General features: G+C 47.9%; 21 protein-coding genes. 19 read left to right on the top strand and 2 right to left on the bottom strand.

The window, feature by feature from the left end; all coding sequences use genetic code 11:
* The first annotated feature begins 2 nt into the window (after positions 1–2).
* The 10 genes from ABV409_RS14465 (at position 3) to ABV409_RS14420 (ending at position 8,138) form a co-directional block, all read left to right on the top strand.
* The gene (locus tag ABV409_RS14465) at positions 3–581 is read left to right on the top strand and encodes a hypothetical protein (protein WP_353878332.1); all 579 of its coding nucleotides are present in this window, start codon (positions 3–5) and stop codon (positions 579–581) included.
* A gap of 23 nt (positions 582–604) precedes the next feature.
* Positions 605–1,753, top strand: coding sequence for a helix-turn-helix domain-containing protein (locus ABV409_RS14460; RefSeq protein ID WP_353878331.1), 1,149 nt, complete (start codon positions 605–607; stop codon positions 1,751–1,753).
* Between the two features lie 104 nt (positions 1,754–1,857).
* Positions 1,858–3,372: a serine hydrolase gene (locus ABV409_RS14455; protein ID WP_353878330.1), complete on the top strand. Its 1,515-nt coding sequence runs from the start codon at positions 1,858–1,860 to the stop codon at positions 3,370–3,372.
* A 3-nt stretch (positions 3,373–3,375) separates the two neighbouring features.
* The gene (locus tag ABV409_RS14450; RefSeq protein ID WP_353878329.1) at positions 3,376–4,140 is read left to right on the top strand and encodes a hypothetical protein; all 765 of its coding nucleotides are present in this window, start codon (positions 3,376–3,378) and stop codon (positions 4,138–4,140) included.
* Positions 4,141–4,317: 177 nt separating this feature from the next.
* A complete protein-coding gene (locus tag ABV409_RS14445; RefSeq protein WP_353878328.1) occupies positions 4,318–5,364 on the top strand; it encodes a S41 family peptidase in 1,047 nt (348 codons plus the stop codon).
* Positions 5,365–5,567: 203 nt separating this feature from the next.
* Entirely contained in the window at positions 5,568–5,915 is a 348-nt protein-coding gene (locus ABV409_RS14440; RefSeq protein ID WP_353878327.1) for a hypothetical protein, read from the top strand.
* Positions 5,908–6,183 (top strand): hypothetical protein, encoded by a 276-nt coding sequence (locus tag ABV409_RS14435; protein WP_353878326.1) that lies wholly within the window; start codon positions 5,908–5,910, stop codon positions 6,181–6,183. The genes ABV409_RS14440 and ABV409_RS14435 overlap by 8 nt, the downstream gene beginning before the upstream one ends.
* On the top strand, positions 6,180–6,707 hold the full coding sequence (locus ABV409_RS14430; RefSeq protein WP_353878325.1) for a hypothetical protein: 528 nt from the start codon (positions 6,180–6,182) through the stop codon (positions 6,705–6,707). Before ABV409_RS14435 ends, ABV409_RS14430 begins: the two co-directional genes overlap by 4 nt.
* 102 nt (positions 6,708–6,809) lie before the next feature.
* A complete protein-coding gene (locus ABV409_RS14425; RefSeq protein WP_353878324.1) occupies positions 6,810–7,364 on the top strand; it encodes a DUF6090 family protein in 555 nt (184 codons plus the stop codon).
* A gap of 48 nt (positions 7,365–7,412) precedes the next feature.
* A complete protein-coding gene (locus ABV409_RS14420) occupies positions 7,413–8,138 on the top strand; it encodes a CPBP family intramembrane glutamic endopeptidase (protein WP_353878323.1) in 726 nt (241 codons plus the stop codon).
* A gap of 189 nt (positions 8,139–8,327) precedes the next feature.
* Here ABV409_RS14420 and ABV409_RS14415 read toward each other — a convergent pair whose 3' ends face one another.
* Complete coding sequence (locus ABV409_RS14415) at positions 8,328–9,329, bottom strand: zinc-dependent alcohol dehydrogenase family protein (RefSeq protein WP_353878322.1); 1,002 nt, start codon at positions 9,327–9,329, stop codon at positions 8,328–8,330.
* 125 nt (positions 9,330–9,454) lie between these two features.
* Between ABV409_RS14415 and ABV409_RS14410 the strand changes: the two genes are divergently transcribed.
* The 5 genes from ABV409_RS14410 (at position 9,455) to ABV409_RS14390 (ending at position 12,149) form a co-directional block, all read left to right on the top strand.
* Positions 9,455–9,820 (top strand): winged helix-turn-helix transcriptional regulator, encoded by a 366-nt coding sequence (locus tag ABV409_RS14410; protein ID WP_353878321.1) that lies wholly within the window; start codon positions 9,455–9,457, stop codon positions 9,818–9,820.
* A gap of 92 nt (positions 9,821–9,912) precedes the next feature.
* Positions 9,913–10,206: a hypothetical protein gene (locus tag ABV409_RS14405; RefSeq protein ID WP_353878320.1), complete on the top strand. Its 294-nt coding sequence runs from the start codon at positions 9,913–9,915 to the stop codon at positions 10,204–10,206.
* A gap of 16 nt (positions 10,207–10,222) precedes the next feature.
* The gene (locus ABV409_RS14400) at positions 10,223–10,918 is read left to right on the top strand and encodes a CPBP family intramembrane glutamic endopeptidase (protein WP_353878319.1); all 696 of its coding nucleotides are present in this window, start codon (positions 10,223–10,225) and stop codon (positions 10,916–10,918) included.
* 62 nt (positions 10,919–10,980) lie between these two features.
* Entirely contained in the window at positions 10,981–11,343 is a 363-nt protein-coding gene (locus ABV409_RS14395; RefSeq protein ID WP_353878318.1) for a nuclear transport factor 2 family protein, read from the top strand.
* Between the two features lie 17 nt (positions 11,344–11,360).
* Positions 11,361–12,149: a CPBP family glutamic-type intramembrane protease gene (locus ABV409_RS14390; RefSeq protein ID WP_353878317.1), complete on the top strand. Its 789-nt coding sequence runs from the start codon at positions 11,361–11,363 to the stop codon at positions 12,147–12,149.
* A gap of 51 nt (positions 12,150–12,200) precedes the next feature.
* Here ABV409_RS14390 and ABV409_RS14385 read toward each other — a convergent pair whose 3' ends face one another.
* A complete protein-coding gene (locus ABV409_RS14385) occupies positions 12,201–13,430 on the bottom strand; it encodes a serine hydrolase domain-containing protein (RefSeq protein ID WP_353878316.1) in 1,230 nt (409 codons plus the stop codon).
* Positions 13,431–13,745: 315 nt separating this feature from the next.
* On the opposite strand from ABV409_RS14385, the gene ABV409_RS14380 reads away from it, so the two are divergent.
* From ABV409_RS14380 to ABV409_RS14365, 4 genes are all read left to right on the top strand, one after another.
* Positions 13,746–14,486: a hypothetical protein gene (locus ABV409_RS14380; protein WP_353878315.1), complete on the top strand. Its 741-nt coding sequence runs from the start codon at positions 13,746–13,748 to the stop codon at positions 14,484–14,486.
* Between the two features lie 66 nt (positions 14,487–14,552).
* Positions 14,553–15,053: a hypothetical protein gene (locus ABV409_RS14375; RefSeq protein ID WP_353878314.1), complete on the top strand. Its 501-nt coding sequence runs from the start codon at positions 14,553–14,555 to the stop codon at positions 15,051–15,053.
* Positions 15,054–15,201: 148 nt separating this feature from the next.
* Complete coding sequence (locus ABV409_RS14370) at positions 15,202–16,065, top strand: alpha/beta hydrolase (protein WP_353878313.1); 864 nt, start codon at positions 15,202–15,204, stop codon at positions 16,063–16,065.
* Between the two features lie 84 nt (positions 16,066–16,149).
* Positions 16,150–17,394: a serine hydrolase domain-containing protein gene (locus ABV409_RS14365; protein WP_353878312.1), complete on the top strand. Its 1,245-nt coding sequence runs from the start codon at positions 16,150–16,152 to the stop codon at positions 17,392–17,394.
* Positions 17,395–17,530: the final 136 nt, after the last annotated feature.

Raw genomic sequence — 17,530 nt, 5'->3', positions numbered from 1 at the left:
CTATGAAACGCGTTCGAACGACCTTCCAAATGGCACTGTTTTGTGCTTTGACCTATGCACAACATGCCGATACGAACTGGTATAGCAGTCATGAAAAAAATGGGGTGGTGTTCCAGAACAGCTACCCAAAAGGCGGCCCATATACCGGCCTCACAACGGAACACTTCAAACACAGCTATTTGGTGTTTTACACCCGGGTCGTGAATACGAACGAGCATCCGATCGATTTGGCCCTCCATTTTCCCGCGGAGGCCTTCCCAATCCCGGATTCCCCCACCACCTTTGTCAAAGTCCTATTGCCGCCAGACACCATGACGCTTGTCAAGCGCGATTCGATGAGCTACGGGCTAACTTCGCTGGCCTCACTTGATGGGCCTTCGGAGTTCAAAAGAACGCTCAAGGCCAAGGAGGAGTGCTTGTTCTATACCGTCGCCCTGTTTTTTCAAACCCAAGAGGTTTTTTGGGAGGAAGCACGTGGTGGCAACCGGGCCGAATACCTTTTTGATGGGAAAAACGTACGATTCAACATGCTGCCACAAATCGAAGCCTTGGAATGCGGTACCGTTGGATTTAACCCCTAGCCTATCGTACCTTATACGCCATAATGGGGGAAGGCCCCCTTGCCAACGATACCATGGAACTCAGCTTGAATTTTACTCTTTGGAACCTATTGATCGGCATCTTTTTGATCGTCGGGTCCACTTTTGGATTGCTGCTCTTCTTTACCAAAAGGAAGAATAGGGCGGCCAATAAATTCATGGCTTTTGTGGTCATGGCCATTTCCCTTTGGTTGGCGTGGGTTTTTTTATCGGATATCGGACTTTTGGAGTACTATCCGAAAATCACTTGGTTTCCGATCACGACCTACCTTTTGTGTATCGGGCCGGCCTTGTATTTCTACGTGGTCAAACTCATTGACCCATCCTTCGGGTTCCAACCCAAGCACTACCTGCATTTTAGTCCCTTCCTACTGGAAATGGCCTTTCATATCGTTCAGGTGCTAGAAAGTCATAGCACCGGCAAGCCCATCCATCAGACCCAAGCGTTTATCATGATCGGGCCCTTCTTTCAACTCTTGGCCATCCTATCCATTGCTGTTTATGTGCGGCTTTCCATATTAAAAATCAAGGATTTTACCCAGCTACTGGCAGAGAACTACAGCAACAGCGATAAATACAAATTGGTATGGCTGAAGCGCTTGATCCTTTTTTTCGGACTCATGTGGATCTTGTGGTTGCCCTATACTTTCGTAGATTTCTTCTTCTTTGATTATGAATTGGACTTTCGACAGTATTACCCCCTCTATCTCTTGATGGGTGTTGTGGCTCTTTTAATGGGCATCGAAGTGTTTCTACGACCCGAATATGTGTTGCTGGAAATGAAACCCAATACCGAGAAAAAAGCCATCGATGGATTGGACCAAAAGGTCGATTGGTTGAAAACGGAAATCGAACGGAATCTGTACTATCTCAATCCCGAATTGACCTTGAATTCTTTGGCCGAACAGCTTGAACTGCACCCCAATTTGCTGTCACGAATCATCAATGAAGGTAGCGGGAAAAACTTTTCGGACTTCATCAACGAATACCGGGTGGCGACCGTCATCGAAAAGATCAACAACAAGGCCTACGACCACATCACCCTGGTCGGCATCGCCCATGAAAGCGGCTTCAATTCGAAGACCTCCTTTTACCGCACCTTCAAAAAGTTCACCGACAAAACCCCGTCAGAATATCTCAAACAAAAGGGATGACGGCCAAGAAAGGTTCCAAAAATGAAATGTGGAACTCCCTTTTTGCAATGATGCCATGCGGATACGGCCACATGCCCTATCATTGTACCAACAAAACCAAGCGCATGGACGATCCATTGAATACCCATCGTACGAAGACCACCATACAAGGCTTCCTGACCAAGCTAAGTGTCATGGTGCTAGTATTCGGTATCGCCTCTTGCACGGAAACCGAAAAGCCTACCGATACAAAGGCAACGGTCTTCACCCAAGAACTTACCGCCCTCCGAGACTACTTTCAAATTCCTGGGCTTGCCGTTTCCATCGAGAAGGATGGGGCGCTGATCTATGAACGCTATATAGGTATGGCGGATCGGGAAGCCGGGACACCCGTGAATGAGAACACCTTGTTTCCCATAGCCTCCATTACCAAGGTCTTTTCAGGCGTGTTGGTGATGAAACTGGCGGCGCAAAACAAATTATCCCTTGATGACCCGATCAATACCTACCTGCCCGAGCCCGTGCTCCACGATTCCATATTGGTAAAACATGTGCTCTCGCACACCTCACAAGGGCGAATCGGCGAGGAATTCTATTACAGTTCCCGCTTCGGCGCGCTCACCAAAGTCATCGAACAGGCGGCCGGCACCTCCTTTTCGGAAGTGATGGAGCAAGAAATCTTGACCCCGTTGCAGTTACAACATACCTTTTTGTTGCAAGATTCCACCCAAATCGAAAACTTGGCCAAACCTTATGTTTTGGATAATGGCATTGAAAACGGTTTTGTAGACTATGGCTATTCCGCTTCCGCCGGTATCGTTTCGAACCTGAAAGACCTGGCCCTATTCAATCGGGCCTTAGATAACGACCAAATCATCGACAGCATTTCCAAAAAACGCATGTTCACCTCCTATCGCACCGAATTGCCTTATGGCTATGGTATTTTCAACCAACAATTCGAAAATTTGGATATCGTTTGGGCCTATGGGCAATACGATTGTTACTCCAGTCTCTTATTGAAAATTCCCGCGCAGGGCCTTACCCTGACCCTATTGGCGAACAACAGCTTGATGAGCGATCCCGCCCGCTTGATCAATGGGGAGGTGACCTCCTCCCTTTTCGCCTTGAGTTTCCTAAAGAACTATGTGTTTGAACTCACCGAAACCCCTTTGTTCGAAAAAAGGGATGCTTTTTCAGGACCGATTGCGAATAGCAAGCTGTATAGGCAGAAAATAAGGGCACAGGCGCTTGCGGCTTCCTATATGGCACGATACGATCCTGAGCAGATGAAAACAAGTGCGGCCTTGATCGAACACCTCTTTTCGACCTACCCCGAGTATTTGGAGTACGCCGATCTGAACCTGCTGCATACGCTGTCCTTCTTAAAGGATGTAGCCTTTTATATGGATTTAGGGGAGTTCAATGATTTCGATATTCCTTTGGAAAACATCGGAAAAAAGCTCTTGGAAACCACACCGGACAATCCGTATGTGCACACCTATCTCGGGAATTTCTACGCGAGAAAAGGGGAAAATAACAAGGCCAGATACCATTTTGAGCATATCGTGAACGCCCCGAATTTTTCTCCGAATTGGTATACCAACGAAGCCCAACAATGGCTCAACACGAACAAGGAATAGCACATGAAATCAAACCATTTCACAAGGCTGGTTGTTTTGCTGGTATGCATCACCGGTGTATCACAAACCTCCACTCCCCGAATTGAGATCGTACCGCCGACGGTGGCCCAAGAAGCCGCATCGGTTTGGCGTACGATCAACGATTACGCTTTTTTGGAACAACAAGGCTATACCATCCACCTGCCTGAAGCCCCTTTAATCGATTCCTTGATCCTTAAATCGAAAAAGGGGACCTTCGGAAATGGAGATTACGCCGCCGTTTACACGCTCATGGAAAGCCGGTTTTTTAAAGCGGCCGATTACGAACAGGCCCAGGGGAAAGTTGTGGAACAATTGAGTCTACTGCATGGGTTTTTGAAGCAAATCGCCCATGAAAAAAAGGGGTGGGACTGGGAATTCCACCTATTCGAACGCTACCAAGTGGTGTTCACCTTGTACGGCACCGGAGGAAGTTATGACCCCGAAAACGGAACGATCACGCTGTTGACGAACCAAGCCGGGGACTTCGTGAAATACCCAAATCCGGCCTATACCATCATCCATGAGATCACCCATATGGGCATGGAGCGTTCCGTCGTACAGGCCCACCAGCTTTCACACGGACTCAAGGAACGCTTGGTAGACACTTTCGTTTTGTTGCTATTTCAGGAAAAATTACCGGAATACCGAGTGCAACAAATGGGCGACCCTGCCCTGGATGCTACTCTACGAACCAAAAAGGATCTGGCATCCTTGGATGCCATTTTAGGCGACTTCCTTAAAAAATAACGCTTGGCCAGTTGACAGCTTTGGTGCACCCCGGATACCTTTCGACCTGCCTCCATGCGAACAAAGGAAGGGTTCGGATGCGTCCAACTTTTTTTTTGTGGACCTACTTCGCCCTTCTTTTCTTGAAAAGCAACAAGCCCTTGGCGAGATTTACACCCTCAATCAAAAAAAGAAACCATGAGAGCACTTTGTTCACTAATCGCGGGCTGTTTTTTCTGGTGTACAACGACTACCCAAGGTCAGGAAAGCCCCCTCACCACCAAAGACAGTATTAGTACCCTCTACAATGCCTTATTCGAGGAGTTGCAGGAAAATTATTTGAATACCAAAGCCATAGACTGGCCTGCCATACGATCGTATACCCTAAAAGAAGCCTTACAAAATGAAAGCTTGGAGGCCTCCTTAAAACAAGCCACCAAACTGTTCGACAGCATTCAAGGAAACCATTTGATTTTATTCTCGGAGAAAAATTGGTACGGCAGCACTTTGGGAAAACCGCTCAGTCAAGAGCAATTCAATAAAAGCACCTTGATCGCCTATGAAAGCAACAAACCCTTTGAGGCCAAGGTCATCCAAAAAAATTATGGTTATGTGTACATCCCCGGCATGTTGCTCAAAGATGCCACTAGGGAAGAATTGGACGCAGCGGCGCAAAACATCTACGACGCAATTTTGGAAATCGACAACGCCAACGACATCAAAGGCTGGATCATCGATGTACGCCTGAACGTGGGCGGCAACTCCAATGTCATGTTGACCGGACTCTACCACTTATTGGGCAACGGACGCACCCATTTGGTACTCGATATCGACAAACATGTCAAGACCCTGTCCTGTCTGCATGAGGGGGTCTTGTATAAAAACCATAAAGAGAACAATGCGGTAACGATCGCTGCCCCACCCAAACCCCATATTCCGGTAGCCTTGCTATCCGGGGTGTTGACCAACAGTGCCGGTGAATTCGTGATCTTGGGCTTTCGAGGGCGAAAGAACACCATTGTAATCGGCGAAGAAAGTTATGGCAACACCACGGCCAATGATATGTATGACCTTCCCTTTGGGATCAAAGCGGCCATTACCGAAAGTTATGGAACCGATCGTTCGGCACGATATACGGCAACGATCGTACCGGATATCGAGGTCATCAAACAGACCAACTTTGAAAATCTTGACAAGGACCAAAACATCATCGAAGCCATTAAGTTCTTCGACTCCAAACAATGAACGAACCCTCACCCAGCATTCGAAGGCATTCTTCGCATCATAGGAAATCGACAAGAAACTAAAAACATAGGATAGGGTGAATTCACGCAATTCACTACCTTTTAGGTTGGAAATAGGTTCTGGCTAACGAGGATACGGATGAAAGTGCCGATTATCCACAACCCTAGCGGAAACGGTTCCAGCACATTTAAATTACTTGGAGATTGAAAACCTTTTTGATCATTGCCGCCTTATTAACTGTGCTTGTGCTCTATTTTTTTATGAGCAACCGTTTGCAGGCAAAGAAGGAGCACAAACGCGGCTGGCGGATAAAAAGCCGGGGGCGGGATGCGATTTTCTATGAAGAAAAATTTAAAGGGGGTTGGAAAAGCATTGAAATCGATGGCGAAATGCTGGTTGGTAAAATCAACAAAGTACTGTATTTCAAAACGGAAGAGGAATGGAAAGAGTATCCGGATTGGGCGCAGCACCGCAGCGAAATCATAGCACGGATCAAGCAGGACTGGCCTCCATCAAGAACGGACTACGAAAACGATACCACTCATGGCTGACGGAAGTTTATCCCAATTCAAGGCGACCTTGGCCCGAAAACAAGCACGAAAAGAGAAAGCCAAAGGTAAATTCAAACGGAATAGGCTGCATTATACCAGCAAAGACACTGAAAGGGAATTCGACTTTCCGAAACTGACGGCTACCGAATTGGAAGAAGTGAAAAACAAGATCCGCTCCAAAGCAAAAGCCCAAAGGCGCAAAGAACGGGTCGTTCTTGGGTTACTGCTCATAGGGCTCCTTTGGCTGTTATACTACATCAATCGATGACGGCCTTACGACTTGAAATCCCGTTTGAAAAAGCGACATATCTCAGTCAAATCGACTTACTTTTTCCGCTGGTTTATGCAGACCTCATCCAAAAATTACGAATACAGCTTTTGCTAGGTCTTGTACTAATTCTGATTGGAACGGCCTTGCTATATGCAGGGCACGATTTTGGGGCCTTCCCACTGATTATCGGACTTCTCTTCGGGTACGAAGCCTATCGTATTTATCGGGAATTCTCCACCAAAAGGAAGGGGTTGAAGACAAGGGCCATAGAAAACTTGGAGTCGAACAAAGGGACCATCACCAAAGGCGTTTTTGAGTTTTTGGACAATGCCTTGAGATATAGTGATGATTTGACCGAATCCATCATTCCATGGTCGGATTTTCAAGGCTTTCGTATTGTTAAAGGAAATGCGCTATTGATCGTTGATCAGCGGAAAGGCAATATCTTGGTCTTCGGTGAAAAGGAAGTGGGCCAAGAACCGTTTCGAAAAGCAGTAGCATTGCTAAAAACCAAACTTTAAAAAAGACCCACCCTACCAAGGCTTTCGGCTATTGGCTTTTTTTTGCCTAATTTGAAAGCGGTAGGAAATCCGTTTCCTCCCCATCAAGCAAGAAATCGGCATATGAAGCAAATCATCCGGGAGGTCGTCTCCGTGATCATCGGCATCCTAATCGCCCTGTTCATCAACAATTGGAACGATGAACGCAAGGAAAAAGCCTATCTCGACCAGATCTTTTCATCCATTGACAAGGAATTGGAAGACAGTGTGGCGGACATCCAACGGGTCATTCCCGCCCAAATGGCCTCCATAGATACCCTCAACGCCTATATGGACGATGCGACGGTTTCCTTATACGAGATCGTCATCCGATCCAAAGGGGTGTATTCGCCCATCATCAAAACGAATTCATGGAATGCCATAGCGACCACTAAAATCGAATTGATCGAATACGAGCGTTTGTCGGCACTGGCCGATATCGCCGAACGCAAGGAAAACCTGCTTAACCGCATTGAAAAGCAGATGGATTTCACCTTTCAGAACTTCGAATCCACCGATAAGAACAAAAAAGAGATTTTAAGGATGATGCTGTGGGACGTGGTAGGGGCCGAACAACGATTGCTTGCCCGGATCGAGGAAATCATCGAAACCGAACCCGACACCACCGCCACCAACTAATCCGAACCTCCAAACCGCTACCACTGCGGTAACCAACCCATACAACCCATGGAAAAAGTACTCGTAGAACACCTGCTGCATTTGATCTTTGTACTCCCGATCATCGCCCTGACTTTAAAAAACCGGACCTCGGAAAGCCTAAAGATTTTGCTCGCGTTTTCCATCTTCTTTATCGGCAACAGCTTGTTATTGGCCTTGCCCGGTCATGTACCCGCTTTCCGGATCTTCGAGGGTCAGTGGAATTGGGACGGAAAGGTATTTGCGATCCTTGGGGCCGTGGTCTTCCTCCTGCTCTACCGAAAATTCGAACTCAAAGACTACTACCTCACCCTCAAACAGGACAAAAAACACCTCAAGAAGGGCATCATCATCATCAGCGTGATTTTCCTTTTATCATCGGTCTTGAACATCGCCTTGAACCCCTTCACTACGGAATGGAATTGGGAAACCCTTATGTTCCAACTCAGTATGCCGGGCATCAATGAGGAAATCGCCTACCGGGGCATCATGCTCGGCTTGCTGGCCAAAATCCTCAAGGCGAATAAATTCCTGCATCCCGCCATCATCATCACCGCCATACTCTTTGGATTGGGGCATGGTTTCTTTTTAGACGGCAATTGGGAGGTGGTCTTCAACGCGGCGCCCTTTTTCGGCACCTTTGCCTTAGGCATGATATGGGCATGGATCACCATGAAGACGGGCAGCATTTTGCTGGCCTTGATTTCGCATAACCTTGGCAATGTCGCGGATGCCTTGATCAGTATGTGCAAGTAGGGACTCATGTACTGACCAGCCCTAACCTGCCAAGGGGCAGAACAGCCCCTTCACTACAGCCTTGATTCTTGCAAATCTTTGAGCAAGATTTGGTTACCCCTATGGTGATAATCCTATTTTATCTTGCATAAAAACAAAAAGCATTCGTTCGAATGCTTTCTGTCTTTTAAGTTGCCTGCGAAGGCAGTCTTAAACCGTGACCACGATCTTACCGCGCTGCACATTGGATTCCATATACTTATGGGCATCTACGATCTCATCGAACACAAAGGTGCGGTCAATGATGGGTTGCAGGGCTGAAGTTGCGAACTTGTCGTACAGATAGGCTTTCCCGCGGGCAAGGCGTTCCGGATCTTTAGTGATTTCAAAGAGGGTATAGCCGCGTATGCTAAGGCCTTTTTGTAAGGACGTAAACAAGGGGTACGGCGTCGGTTCAGGAGACAAAGCTCCATACTCGATAAGAATGCCTTGGTTTGCCGATGCCTTGGCCAAAGTTTCGACCGAAGGTCCCCCGACCGGATCGAAGACCACGTTCATTCCAGCGGCATTGGTGATGTTATGCACCCGTTCCTCCAAGTCCTCATCATTCGTAACGATGACATGATCCGCTCCTGCATCGAGCAGGAACTGTTTTTTAGTAGCGGTTCGGGTGGTAGCGATGACCACGGCCCCTTCGGTTTTGGCGATTTGAATGGACGCCAGACCCACGCTGCTGCTCGCGGCGGTAATCAAGACATGGTCACCTGGTTTCGTTTGGGCCAACTCGATTAAGGCGCCATAGGCGGTGAGGTAGGCCATCCAAATGGAGGTGCCTTCTTCTGGGCTCAGGGTATCCGGATAGGCAGTGACCGCATGTTCCGGTACCGTGGCGTATTCGCCATACACCCCATACTGCCCGATGGAAAAAGCGGGAATGGTACTTACCCGATCTCCTACCTTGACCGAGCTTACTTCTTCGCCCACCGCTTCAATGACCCCACTGACCTCATAGCCGATGCGGGAAGGAAATACCGGGGTCTCCAAATACTGGCCTTCGCGGAACATCACTTCGGCACGGTTGAGTCCGATAGCGGCTACTTTGATCGTCACTTCATCCTTGATCGGACTCGGGATGGACGCTTCTTCGATTTGCAAAACATCGGCGTTTCCAGTTTGGTGGAAACGGACGATTTTGGCGTTATTAGTAATCATGATGGTACGTTTTTATCATTAATTCGCCACAAAATTATCCCAATGGTTTACTTTTGTCAAGTAGTTATATTTTTGTAAGCTAGTCACGAAAAAGTTACTATTGCTGTTTATCAAATAGTTGAATAATGAAAAAAAGTTCGGAAAACGAGCAACTTGCTGCCGAAACGCCCTGCGGGGTCAAAACCACCATGTCCGTTATCGGGGGAAAATGGAAAATCCGGATCATTTATGCTCTGTATTCGGAGATCAACCGCTTTGGGGTCATGCACCGCCACATCCAAAACATCAGCAAGAAAATGTTGACCGATAGCCTACGGGAACTGGAAGCGGATGGCATCATCCATAGGGAGGTATTCGCCGAAGTGCCCCCAAGGGTCGAATACAGCCTAACGGAACTGGGTGAAAGTCTACACAAGATCATCCATGAACTCAATGATTGGGGGCTCAAAAACGGAGACCGGCTGCAAACTCCGGAATCAATACACTGTTAGCGAATCCATCTCGAAACAGTATCTTTAAAACCGACGATATCTTTACGGGAACGCGACCCGCGAAAGACTGTTGGATTTCAAGAACGTAAAACATGCTAAAACCAGTACCCATCGCCTATTTTCTAGGTATACTCGGTATAATAACGGCCTTAAAACTGCAGTACGATCTGGCGTTGGACTATGCCGAGCTGACCGGTAAGGAACGGGCGCTTTTTGGCCTACGGCACCTCGACCTACTCCCCTGGGCGGGCTTGGGCGTGCTTACGATATTGTTGGCAGGACTCGGACGCTTAGGGGGTGCCCCTTGGAAAGCCCTTTGGATCCCCATACTGCTCGGTGTCGTACAAATACTGTTGGTCTTTTTGGAACTCTGGCGGTTGGGATGAACCAATGCAGCATCTTTTGAAATCCATTGCAGACCCACCTCAGATCAAGGAAAAAGCCCGATCTTGGGGTATGGACTTCAAAATAATACTGAACCTCATCGCCATTGGTGTTATCGTCTTGTTGCCCCATGCGGGACTGTTCCCCTTTTTTACCTACGCCATTCCCATACTCCTACTGACGTACTTCGCCTTGAGGAAGTCCAATGAAGGCTTCGCTAACATCGGTTTCCGTTGGAAGCAATGTACCCTAAAAGCGGTGCTGGTCGGCGGGGGTGTCGCCTTGCTCACCGTGGCCTTTATGCTGCTGGTCTTCCATCCGTTGCTGGAGTCATTGATACCCCTGGAGTATCATGATAGCGGATTGACGGAGACCCTCCAAGAGAGCAAAGTACAGTTCTTTATTATGGTTATCATGGGTTGGCTGATTGGCGGCTTGTACGAAGAAATCGTTTTCCACGGTTTTATCTTTACCCGCTTGGAGCAACTGATCCAAGGTCGGTACGCCACCCTTATCGGTTTTGCGATAACGGCCCTCCTTTTTGGCGGGTATCATATCCAACTGGGGGCCTTGGGCGTTGTAAACGCCTTGGTCGTCGGGGCGGTATACTTAGGACTTTTCATCTATTTCAAAAGAAACCTTTGGTACGCTATCATATGCCATGGGGTGTACAATACCACGGTCATGACCTTGTTGTATTTGGGGTATCTCTGAGCGCTGATCAGTAGCCAACCCGCTCGAAATGATGTATCTTAACGATACTATTTTGGAATACTATGGAAGTAAGCAAATTGGTAGCCCTTTGGTTCGCCAAATGGGAAACAGGAGAATACACAAAGCTACCCATTAGCGAACAGTTCAAACACCACAGTCCCTTTGGCATAATCAAAGGTAGAAAAGCCTATATGGAATTGGTGGCCGCCAACGAGGACAAATTCCTAGGGAAGACGTTTACCGTGCACGATACCATCTATGGTAAAGACAAAGCCTGCGTACGCTACACCGCCCAACAAGGGGATGATTTCACCCTCGAGGTCAGTGAATGGTATTATATCAAAAACGGGCAAATCGACGAGATTGTCGCACACTACCACATCGGGGACATCCGAACTGATCGCGCCATTGAAAATTACGCCTAAAAGACATTGAGAGCCTTATGGAACAACCAACAGAAAGGTCATACCAAGAACTCCTCCACTACCTGTTGCTGAGCTTTCTTATCGCCTGGGGCGTTTGGGTTCCGATTTATTTTGAGATGCTCCCCAATACCTTGATCCCCCTTGGTTTTGTGGGCCCCATTGCTGCCGCGACTTTCCTTACCTATCGAAATTCAGGAAAGCAAGGATTACGGACCTTGTACAGCGGTTTGATCCGATCCAAAGTGAGGCCGATCTGGTATTTGGCCCTGTTCACACCCGCCTTGCTGACGTTGATGACCCATGGTATCTTTGCGCTCTTTTTCAAGTACGATGCGCTCGCGAATCCCGGTGTGATCGCGATCAACTTCCTTATCATTTCCATTTTCTTGATCTTGGAAGAAGTGGGATGGCGGGGGTATGCCCTACCCCGCCTTCAAAAGTCACGCAATGCCCTTGAAGCCTCGCTGATCCTTGGAGGGGTTTGGGCCCTTTGGCATTTTCCCTTCTGGACGATTTCCCCCATTGCAGGCGCTCCCGAACCGTTTTACATCTTTTACATCACCGGTTCACTAGGGGCCATTGCCATGGCGATCATCCTCACCTGGATCTACAACAACACCCGACAAAGCATTTTGATGACCACGCTGTGCCATGCCAGTTTCAATGCTACGATCGGGGCTATGACTTTTGCGACATCGGACGCCCTGTACCATAATTTGATTTTCGTTACCCTAAGCCTAGGGACCAGTGTAATCTTGGTTGGGGTTTTTGGAAAACGGCACTTAAAGGCATCCTCATCACTCTAACAAGCTGCAAGAAAAAAGGAGCATGACAAGCCGTGGTAGACCGGTTAATGATCAATCCAACGATTCGGCGATTTGCTGGAACAAATAGACTTTACTGTTCAAATTGAATTCACTTTCATTGGTGACCTCGCTAGGATCCGGTCCGATTCTTAAACCGACGATGACAACCTCCTTATCCACATTAATGTAAAGTATTTGCCCAAACCTACCAGCTGCCATAAACTCGTGTCCACTGGTACGCTCAGGGGTCCACCAAAAGTGTTTATATCCCCAATGACCCAAGGTATCGCTGCTGTGCATACCAGAGCGCAAGACCTCTTTATCGGGTATGGTCGAAGTCATTATCCAGTCTTTGCTTAAGAGCTGCTTGCCTTGCCAAGTCCCTTTTTGCAAATAGAACTGGCCCAACTTTGCGAAATCCCGCAAGCTGGCCGTGAAATTACTCCCGACCAATTCCAATTCCTTACCTCCCATAATCCATTGGGCATCATGTTCGGCACCAAGGGGTTCCCAAAGTTTAGCTTGGGTGTATTCCGTAATGGTCTTATCCAAAAGGGCCCGATCCAAAACCAAACCGATAATTATGGCGTCCATGGTTTGATAATTCCATGAGACACCTGGTTCGCTGCTTGCCTGCAGCTTCGATACAAACTCGATAAGGGGACGGTCAAAAGAAAAATGCCAGAAAAATTGCGTTAAGGTCGCCTGGGTCGCATCGGCTTCACAAAAGTCGCAAAACGCGATACCCGATAGCATATCCAGACAATCGGTGACCTTTATCCCATCGAGGGCCGTTCCTCGTAACTCCGGCAAGTAGGTGACGATGTTGTCGTCAATGCTATGTATAAATCCGTCATCAATGGCAAAACCGACCAACATCGATAGGATCGATTTACTCATTGACATGGCCGAATGTGTCGTTTCGCTTTCCATGCCACGCCAATACGCCTCATAAGCTACACGCCCTTCTTTGATTACGATGAGGCCTTCATAACCCATTTGATCGATAAAGGAAGAGGTATGGATCGTGGAATCTTTATAAACAAAATACTCCGGTATATGAAAATGCTGGGAACGTTTGGGAAAGGCAAAAGGTTTGGAAGATTTTCTGACTACCCTATGATCGAAAACCCGCTCTTGGTTCTGAAAATAAAAGGTGCGTTCATCATAGTTGGCGTATTGGAGCCAATGATACGATTGTGTAACCGTATTCCATTTGAGAACCAATACACCGATAACAACTCCTATTAAAATCAAAAAAATCTTCTTCAAGATTCTCATACCGCTTCTGATCGTATCCTAGCTTGGGGGCTCTCCAATTTAAGAAATAGTGTTCGGATACCGCTATCGGCACGGGCACATCTTTTACAGGAAGTACTTTTTTGGTATTTCGCCATCTAAAAAAGTACATGGGAATCCGAGTTTTGGGTAAGAACTCCCTTATCTTGTTAGGGACTATAATGCTAACATAGCTAAGAGCTTTAAGAACCAATCGATTGTACATAAAGCATTTCGATTTTGGAAGATGTGGAATAAAAATCAAATCGGCGGAACCCCAACCCTTCACCCTTTAAAAAATATGCCAGACCCGAACCCATGACCGAAAACCTACAACAGACCTATATCAACTACTCCAACGAATTTAGACGTTCGAAGGGGTCTAAAGAAAGCCTTGCGAACTTGTATGACCTTCTGTACCACCTAGAGACCAAAGCGCGTAGCCGCAATGAAGACCGGATCTTGTCGAACGTACAAAGCCTCTTGGGGTATCATAAATCAGCCTATGACACCTTTAAACCGACCGTAGCTACCAACGACCGAAAGGAGCTGAAGAAACTGTACAAGTTGCAGGACATGGCCAAATCCCATGGCGACTTTTTCGCTACCAAAGATTTTCGCAAACGCCATTCCAAAAAAAGGCCCCCACTTTCAGCCGTTGATTTCCAACAAGGGGATGCCGGGGAGCACAGTTACCTCCCCCTGAAGGATATCGTGATCTTCAACCAACCGACCCCCCCGGATAGGGTCAGCATCGAATTTTTGGGAACGCATCGCTTCGAGGAAGAGGCCGAACGGATCATCGGCTATATCGATTGGCTTGGGGACTGTAAAAAGGAATTGATCGCCTTTTACAACACACATATGGACGACTATGTGGATACTCCTGCCGATGCCGATTGGTACGACGGTTTGGAGGTGATCCGGGTGGAACTGATCTTGGGTAAAAAAGGAAAACTGTTTGCAGAAATAACAGCGGGCGACACCTTCTTGCCCGACCATTTATTGGATATGGAATTCGAAGGGCAACACCTGCTAACCATGGGATACGATGGATAAAACAAGATCTTCCAAATTTCGATTGAACAAGAAGCAACTGTTGTTTGCGATCCAAAACCTCCAAGCATGAAAAACTGCTTCCCCTATCTCCTTCTTTGCTTGTTGATGGGTTGCGCTTCCCACAAAAAAACCAACAAAATGGCCGCTGAAATCGACTGTGCCCAAACCTTCTATTTCGCTTATGATCCGCGAGGGGATTTCGAAAAATTCGAATACCTGGGATTGCCGACCTTCGGGGATTCCAAGTTTCCTGATTTCAACGAACGTTTTATCCGATCGGTGGAGGAATTGGACAAAGACACCCCAATGGTTTTGCATTATGTGGAGTCCGATCGCCTACCGGCCAAGAACGAAACCTTTGCCGAAGTGTGGATCGAGGATATCCGCCTGATAGCGGGCTTTTCAAGCGCCGTACTCGAGGTGGATCTTGTGTATGAAATGCCGGGGGAAACCTTGCGGTTGACCGGAACCAACAAAATGAACGTCGGTTTTACCAAAAGGGGAAGCCTGTACAAAGCCCTGAAAAACGGACACTTTCTCTTTATCTCGGCGATTTGTGGTCGATGAGGGTACGCACAATTTCCTTGATAATAAGACTTAGATAGTATTCTATGAAATACGTAGTAACACCCTTTAAGGCGTATCTTCGTCAGAAAGCAGGGATTGCCGTAACCAAACCGATACCCATAACGTCTAAAAACCAAACGACCAACCTATGCGAAAGTTCCTAAAAGTGTTGAAGTGGCTCCTTGTCGCCCTGTTTACCCTATTGGTAATCCTAGTGCTCTACCTACGGTTTTCGCGATTTTCCGATAAGATGATCTATCAGACCAACGGCAGTCAATATGCCGAATTCAGCTCTGAATGGAACCATGAAGAACATTATTTCAAAAGGGATGGGGAAGTCGCCCTCCACGGTGTCCTTTTCAAACCGGATTCCATCCCCCCTATAGCCACCATTTTCCACTTTTCAGGGAAAGGGATGCACTTGATGTCGGCCGTTCAAACCACCTACAGACCCTTATTGGAAGCCGGGTTTCAGGTCTTTTGTTACGAGCGCCGCGATTTTGGGCAATCGAATGGCGAAGCGACCAATTCCAAAACGCTTCAAAGCGACGCCCTGGCCGTTTTTGATGAAGTGGTCGACATGAAAGGCGTTGCGGATACCCCCATCATCATTTGGGGCCAATCCTTGGGTGGTGCCTTTGCCACCATGACCGCGGGCCATCGGGTAGATCGGATCGAAGGGTTGTTGTTGGAAGGAACCTTTAGCTCCTTCCCCGACATCGGAAAGGTTTATGCCAATGCCTTGAACCTCGAAAAGGTGAAATGGGCGGTACCCCTGATCATGAACAATGATTTTCCGGCCATGGAAGAAATACAAAAGGTGACCGTACCCACCACCATCATCCATAGCTCCACCGACAAGGAAGTACCCTATGCCTTGGGCAGGAAACTGTTCGAAGCGGCTGACCCCAACACCACCCGGTTTTGGGCGATCGAAGGCAAGCACATTCGCGGTATCCTGGATCATGAAGCCCCCTATGTCGCCGAATTCATGAAATTCCTGCAACCCTAACGGTTGTGTATCTTCAGAAGAAATGCTAGCTTGAACACAGTCGATCAAGGGCCATGGACCATTGCCCATTGAAAACAATCTCGAATGCTGTGTAACAAGTATCTACTCTTCTTGTTGGTCTTTCTTTGTGTGGCGTTCACCAACGCACAATCCGACGTGTTCAGCAAGGTCAAGCCGGAAATGGTGGGACTATCAACGGACAGCCTGCAAAAAATGAACGCGCATTTCCACCGACTGGTCGACGACGGCAAGCTGGCGGGGATACAAACCGCGATCTTGCGTCATGGCCAACTCGCCCAGTTCGACAGCTATGGGTATGCCAACCTTGCGGAAGCCACACCGCTCGACGAAGGAAGCTTGTTCCGGATTTTTTCCATGACCAAACCGATCGTATCGGTGGCCCTGATGCAATTGTACGAACAAGGGAAATTCAAACTGGACGACCCGCTCTACAAGTTCATTCCCGAGTTCCAGGAGATGAAGGTATTTACCGAAAAAGGCCTGGTCAAAGCCAAAAACCCGATCCGGATCATCGATCTGCTCCGCCACAGTTCGGGCTATACCTATGGACGGAGCGCATTTCCTGAAATGGACCGCATGTACCGCGAGGCGCATGTGCACGCCTCCACTTCGAACCGGGAGTTCGTGCTGAAGTTGAGCCGACTGCCCCTATATTTCGAACCCGGGACCGACTGGCGCTATGGTTTTTCGACCAACATCTGTGGGTATTTGATCGAGGTACTTTCAGGCAAGGACTTGGATCGCTATCTGAAAGAGCATATCCTGACACCCTTGAATATGCACGACACCCATTTTCAGGTGCCCCGAGACAAAGTCGATCGGTTTACCGTAGGCTACCGCTGGCAAGAAGGCTCGGGCTTGCAGCAAAGTGAAGCCCAACGGAACAACCGCTATACCCGAAAGGTCACCTTGTTCAATGGTGGTGGTGGCATGGTTTCGACGACCAATGATTACCTCCGCTTTTGCCAGATGTTGTTGAACAAAGGGGAAGGCAACGGACAGCGCATCCTCAAGGAAGCTACGGTGGCTTTGATGTTGCAAGACCAACTACAAGAAGTGCGGCCGTATCAAGAACGCCTTCGTCTCCCCATGGGCGAATCGGGTTTTGGTTTGGGTTTCGCGATTCGGGGCAGTGATGCAAACCATTTGGAACGGGTTTACGGTTGGGGGGGCGCGGTCGGCACCTACTTCAAAATAGATTTGGAGCACGATATGGCCTATGTGATGATGATCCAATTGGCACCCCACCGACACCTGGGGCTTCGGCAATTGATCCAAGATTATATCGAAGCGGCCTTGATACCATAGCTAGCGCTGCATCTAGGTAATGACCGGCTAAATTTTTAATCGAAACCCGGTTTCGTACCTTCAAACGACCTTTCACCCACCAAATATTTTAATGGCAACTTGCAAAATCCTACCTTGGCCGGCAGATTGAAATACG

The sequence above is a fragment of the Flagellimonas algarum genome, assembly GCF_040513375.1.
GTDB classification, from domain to species: domain Bacteria; phylum Bacteroidota; class Bacteroidia; order Flavobacteriales; family Flavobacteriaceae; genus Flagellimonas_B; species Flagellimonas_B algarum.
The sequence above is the reverse complement of the archived record's forward strand: the minus strand, read 5'-3'. Positions and strand labels throughout refer to the sequence as shown.

Excerpts from the sequence above, each read along its gene's own strand:
- ABV409_RS14465 (WP_353878332.1), top strand. The coding sequence starts at position 3 with ATGAAACGCGTTCGAACGACCTTCCAAATGGCACTGTTTTGTGCTTTG.
- ABV409_RS14460 (WP_353878331.1), top strand. The coding sequence starts at position 605 with ATGGGGGAAGGCCCCCTTGCCAACGATACCATGGAACTCAGCTTGAAT.
- ABV409_RS14455 (WP_353878330.1), top strand. The coding sequence starts at position 1,858 with ATGGACGATCCATTGAATACCCATCGTACGAAGACCACCATACAAGGC.
- ABV409_RS14450 (WP_353878329.1), top strand. The coding sequence starts at position 3,376 with ATGAAATCAAACCATTTCACAAGGCTGGTTGTTTTGCTGGTATGCATC.
- ABV409_RS14445 (WP_353878328.1), top strand. The coding sequence starts at position 4,318 with ATGAGAGCACTTTGTTCACTAATCGCGGGCTGTTTTTTCTGGTGTACA.
- ABV409_RS14435 (WP_353878326.1), top strand. The coding sequence starts at position 5,908 with ATGGCTGACGGAAGTTTATCCCAATTCAAGGCGACCTTGGCCCGAAAA.
- ABV409_RS14430 (WP_353878325.1), top strand. The coding sequence starts at position 6,180 with ATGACGGCCTTACGACTTGAAATCCCGTTTGAAAAAGCGACATATCTC.
- ABV409_RS14425 (WP_353878324.1), top strand. The coding sequence starts at position 6,810 with ATGAAGCAAATCATCCGGGAGGTCGTCTCCGTGATCATCGGCATCCTA.
- ABV409_RS14420 (WP_353878323.1), top strand. The coding sequence starts at position 7,413 with ATGGAAAAAGTACTCGTAGAACACCTGCTGCATTTGATCTTTGTACTC.
- ABV409_RS14415 (WP_353878322.1), bottom strand. The coding sequence starts at position 9,329 with ATGATTACTAATAACGCCAAAATCGTCCGTTTCCACCAAACTGGAAAC.
- ABV409_RS14410 (WP_353878321.1), top strand. The coding sequence starts at position 9,455 with ATGAAAAAAAGTTCGGAAAACGAGCAACTTGCTGCCGAAACGCCCTGC.
- ABV409_RS14405 (WP_353878320.1), top strand. The coding sequence starts at position 9,913 with ATGCTAAAACCAGTACCCATCGCCTATTTTCTAGGTATACTCGGTATA.
- ABV409_RS14395 (WP_353878318.1), top strand. The coding sequence starts at position 10,981 with ATGGAAGTAAGCAAATTGGTAGCCCTTTGGTTCGCCAAATGGGAAACA.
- ABV409_RS14390 (WP_353878317.1), top strand. The coding sequence starts at position 11,361 with ATGGAACAACCAACAGAAAGGTCATACCAAGAACTCCTCCACTACCTG.
- ABV409_RS14385 (WP_353878316.1), bottom strand. The coding sequence starts at position 13,430 with ATGAGAATCTTGAAGAAGATTTTTTTGATTTTAATAGGAGTTGTTATC.
- ABV409_RS14380 (WP_353878315.1), top strand. The coding sequence starts at position 13,746 with ATGACCGAAAACCTACAACAGACCTATATCAACTACTCCAACGAATTT.
- ABV409_RS14375 (WP_353878314.1), top strand. The coding sequence starts at position 14,553 with ATGAAAAACTGCTTCCCCTATCTCCTTCTTTGCTTGTTGATGGGTTGC.
- ABV409_RS14370 (WP_353878313.1), top strand. The coding sequence starts at position 15,202 with ATGCGAAAGTTCCTAAAAGTGTTGAAGTGGCTCCTTGTCGCCCTGTTT.
- ABV409_RS14365 (WP_353878312.1), top strand. The coding sequence starts at position 16,150 with ATGCTGTGTAACAAGTATCTACTCTTCTTGTTGGTCTTTCTTTGTGTG.